The sequence below is a fragment of the Lactobacillus sp. HMSC08B12 genome, from assembly GCF_001808415.1.
GTDB classification, from domain to species: domain Bacteria; phylum Bacillota; class Bacilli; order Lactobacillales; family Lactobacillaceae; genus Lactobacillus; species Lactobacillus delbrueckii.
Window position 1 is genome coordinate 1 of record NZ_KV793190.1, and the last position, 3,886, is coordinate 3,886.

At 50.9% G+C, this 3,886-nt stretch carries 2 protein-coding genes and 1 pseudogene; all 3 read left to right on the forward strand.

All coding sequences use genetic code 11. The features are described 5' to 3' along the window. A pseudogene (locus HMPREF3168_RS10490) lies at window positions 1-203 on the forward strand (hypothetical protein); the annotation flags it as partial. Window positions 204-336: 133 nt separating this feature from the next. Continuing rightward, on the forward strand, window positions 337-3,000 hold the full coding sequence (gene polA / locus HMPREF3168_RS07125) for a DNA polymerase I (protein WP_070489383.1): 2,664 nt from the start codon (window positions 337-339) through the stop codon (window positions 2,998-3,000). Window positions 3,001-3,010: 10 nt separating this feature from the next. Further along, window positions 3,011-3,835, forward strand: coding sequence for a DNA-formamidopyrimidine glycosylase (mutM, locus tag HMPREF3168_RS07130; RefSeq protein ID WP_003612570.1), 825 nt, complete (start codon window positions 3,011-3,013; stop codon window positions 3,833-3,835). Window positions 3,836-3,886 lie beyond the last annotated feature (51 nt).

The window sequence follows — 3,886 nt, forward strand, 5'->3', positions numbered from 1 at the left end:
GACATCCATCAGTAAGAAAAATTATAGAGCCGGAATTCTCCGCGCAAGGCAATGCCTTCTTAAATACCATTCAGCAATTTGCCGGCGCCATTGGGACTTCTCTGACTTCAGCTATTGTGGCCCCGAGCCAAGCCAAATACGGGTCAAAGGGCCCGCGGCCGACAGCATCGGCACCCAGCACGCCTTTATTTTCCTGGCCGTAATCGTAGTCTTCCTCTGGCTCATGTTCTACAAGAATGTGAAAACAGAAGGTGGATCTAAATAATTAACGAACTAGCAAAAACTGTTAAAATACCTATAGGTATTTTGACAGTTTTTATTTTGCAAGGAATGACAATGAACAAGAAGAAGTTACTTTTAATCGATGGCAATTCCGTGGCCTTCCGGGCCTTTTTCGCCATGTACCAGCAGCTGGACAAGTTTAAGAATCCAGAAGGTCTCCACACCAACGCCCTCTATGCCTTTAAAAACATGCTGGACGTGGTCCTGAAGCAGGAAGACCCAAGCCATATCCTGGTGGCCTTTGACGCCGGCAAGACCACTTTCAGAACCGCTATGTACAAAGACTACAAGGGCGGCCGGGACAAGACCCCGGCAGAACTTTCCGAACAGCTCCCTTACCTGCGGGAAATGCTCAAGGACATGGGAATCAAGAGCTACGAACTGGCCAACTATGAAGCCGACGACATCATCGGCACCATGGCTAAAAAAGGAGCCGAAGCCGGCTATGAAGTGGCCGTTGTTTCCGGGGACAAGGACTTGACCCAATTGGCCAGTGACCATGTCACCGTCTACGTGACCAAGTCTGGGGTAACTAAACTGGAAGCCTTCACTCCAGACCACATGAAAGAAGTCAACGGGGTGACCCCGACTGAGTTCATCGACATGAAGGCTTTGATGGGTGACCCGTCCGACAACTACCCAGGCGTGGCCAAGGTCGGCCCCAAGACTGCCTCTAAATTGATCCAGGAATACGGCAGCGTGGAGAACTTGTATAACCACGTTGATGAAATGAAGAAGTCCAAGCTGAAGGAAAATCTGATCGCCAGCAAGGACAATGCCCTTTTGGGTAAAAAGCTGGCCACCATCAACTGCGACAGCCCGGTGGAAGTGACCCTTGATGACCTTAGCTATGAGGGCAGCAATGTCGATGACCTTCGCCGCTTCTACGAAAAGATGAACTTCCGCCGCTTTCTGGCCGACTTGGCCCAAAAAGGGGAGTTGACTGAAAACAAGACGGAAGTTAAAAAGCAGGACTATGTCGTGCTCAGTGCTGATAACTTAGACCAGCTGCCAAAGGCTGCTGAAGTTACTTTCTACCTGGCCATGTTTGGCGACAACTACCACCTGGCCGACTTCGCCGGTTTTGCCTTGAAAATCGGCGGGGAAACTTTCGTCAGCCGGGACGTCTTCCTCTTGCAGGAAAGACCCTTGAAGGGAATGCTGGAAGATTCTGCCGTTCAAAAGAACGTCTTTGACTTAAAGCGGACCACTTACGGCCTCTACCGGCTGGGAATCAAGGCTGAATCTTTGAGCTTTGACCTGCTCCTGGCTTCTTACCTGGTTGACAATGAGAAAAATTCCAACGACCTGGGTGAACTGGTCCAAGGCTACGACTACTATGACTTAAAGACCGACCTGGAAGTCTACGGGAAGGGGAAGAATGCCAAGATTCCGGCAGATGACGCGGTCTTCTTCAACCACCTGGCTGGCAAGACCGCGGCGATCGCGGCTTTGAAGGACAGTCTGTTAAAGCAGTTAAAGGACCATGAGCAAGATGACCTCTACGATTCAATCGAACTGCCAACGGCCAGAGTCCTGGCCAAGATGGAGATGAACGGGATCAAGGTCCAGCCTTCCCGCTTAAAGGAACTGGAAAACGACTTTGCTGTCCGTTTAAAGGAACTGGAAGAGAAGATCTACAAGGAAGCCGGAGAAGAATTCAACTTGAATTCACCAAAGCAGCTGGGGGTCATCCTCTTTGAAAAGCTGGGCCTGCCAGTTATCAAGAAGACCAAGACTGGTTACTCCACTTCAGTTGAAGTCTTGAACCAATTGAAAGAACAAAGCCCGGTTGTCAGTGACATCCTGGAATACCGGCAGATTTCCAAGATCCAGTCTACCTACGTTAAGGGCCTCTTAGACGTCATCGATGAGCGTGATGGCCGTATCCACACCCGCTACCTGCAGACTTTGACGGCAACTGGCCGCCTGTCTTCAGTTGACCCTAACCTGCAGAACATCCCAACCAGAACGGAAGAAGGCAAGCAGATCAGAAAGGCTTTTGTCCCATCAAGTCCGGATGGCTATATCTACTCCTGCGACTACTCCCAAATCGAGCTCCGGGTCCTGGCCCATGTCTCAGCCGACCCGAACATGCAGGAAGCCTTCAAGACCGGCTACGACATCCACGCCCACACGGCCATGAAGATCTTCCACTTAAGTAGCGTTGACGAAGTAACGTCTTTGCAAAGACGGCGGGCCAAGGCGGTCAACTTTGGGATCGTCTACGGGATCTCTGACTACGGCCTATCCAAGAACCTGGACATCTCCCGCAAGCAGGCCAAGGAATTCATCGACGAATACTTTGACCAATACCCAGGCATCCAGGCCTACATGGACCGGGCTGTTAAAGACGCCAGAGAAAAGTGCTACGCGGAAACCATCATGCACCGCCGCCGCTACCTGCCAGATATTCACGCTAAGAACTTTAATGTCCGCTCTTTCGCGGAAAGAACGGCGATCAACTCCCCAATCCAAGGGTCAGCCGCGGACATCATGAAGATTGCCATGATCAACATGCAAAAGAAGCTGGATGAACTGGGATTAAAGACCAAGATGGTCGTCCAGGTCCACGACGAATTGATCTTTGACGTACCAGCTGATGAACTGGAAACGATCCAGAAGATTGTCCCGTCAGTTATGCAGGCAGCTGTTAAGTTGGACGTGCCTTTAGTCGCTGACGCCGGCTGGGGCCATGACTGGTATGAAGCAAAGTAGGAGGTAGAAAATGCCAGAAATGCCAGAAGTTGAAACGGTCCGCCGGACCCTGCGGCCCTTGGTCGTGGGCAAAACGATCGACCATGTCGATATTTGGTACGACAAGGTCATCACCGGCGACCCGGAAACTTTTAAAAGGGAGTTAAAGGGCAAGACCTTTACAGCCGTTGACCGCTATGCCAAATTCCTGCTCTTCCGTTTAGGCGACTTGACGGTCGTTTCCCACTTGCGGATGGAAGGCAAGTACCATCTAACGACCTGGGATGCACCGGTAGACAAGCATGAGCACCTGCAGTTTGCCTTTACCGATGGAAGCAGCCTCCGCTACGCGGATGTCCGCAAATTCGGCCGCCTGCAATTGGTGGAAACTGGAACTGAATTCCAGGTCACCGGCTTGAAGAATTTGGGCGTTGAAGCAAATAGTCCAGAATTTAGCTTGGACTACTTTGAAAAAGGCTTGAAGAAGAGGAGCATGAACATCAAGAGCCTGCTCATGAGTCAGACCTTGGTGGCCGGCCTGGGCAACATCTATGTTGATGAAGTCCTCTGGCAAAGCCGGATTAACCCCTTAACGCCAGCTAACGAATTAACCAAGGACCAGGTCAAACAGCTCCATTCAGCTATCAATGAAACCATAGAAGAAGCTACTAAATACGGCGGCACCACCGTCCACAGCTTCTTAAACGCGGAAGGGGAGTCCGGCCACTACCAGGAAAAGCTCAAGGTCTATGGCAAGGAGGGGCAGCCATGCCCCCGCTGCGGGGAAGGCTTTGTCAAGATCAAGATCAGCGGGCGGGGAACCACCTACTGCCTGCATTGTCAAAAGAGGTTGTGACTGTTAAAAAGTATTAATTTTATCCAGTACTAAATAGTAATATTTCTTACC